This window comes from Staphylococcus sp. 231237_7MaSpsaltlick (assembly GCF_043107035.1).
In genome coordinates this window covers 1-512 of record NZ_JBICNX010000316.1, presented here as the reverse complement: position 1 = coordinate 512, position 512 = coordinate 1, and the positions used below count along the sequence as shown (strand labels likewise).

General features: G+C 38.1%; 1 protein-coding gene. It reads right to left on the bottom strand.

All coding sequences use genetic code 11. From position 1 onward, the window contains the following. Positions 1-512 (bottom strand): histidinol dehydrogenase (locus tag ACF91D_RS31665; RefSeq protein WP_392438681.1); only part of this gene is annotated, 512 nt, incomplete at both ends.

Genomic DNA, 512 nt, shown 5'->3' with positions numbered 1-512 from the left:
AATTGTTTATCAATTTCTTCAATAGCAATTTTAGCAACTTCTTCAGACGTAGAAATAATTGCACCAGGTGAAGTAGGACCATGTTCACCTTGTCCTAAAATATCAGTTGCAATCATTTCTGGTTCAGAAGATTCATCCGCAATTACTAAAGTTTCAGTAGGGCCTGCTAACAAATCAATTCCTACTCTTCCAAAAAGTTGACGTTTTGCTTCTGCAACAAAAGCGTTGCCTGGACCTACAATCATATCAACAGCCTCAATACTCTCTGTACCTATTGCCATGCCTCCCATTGCTTGAATTCCACCTAAAATATATATTTCATCAGCACCAGCTTTATACATGGCATATACAGTTGTTTCTGGAATCTTTCCATTTATAGGTGGTGTACATGCAATTACTCGTTTAACTCCAGCAACCTTAGCTGTTAATATAGTCATATGGGAAGAAGCAATCATTGGGTATCGCCGCCCTGGTATATAACATCCCACACTTTCGACTGGTATATTTTTTTG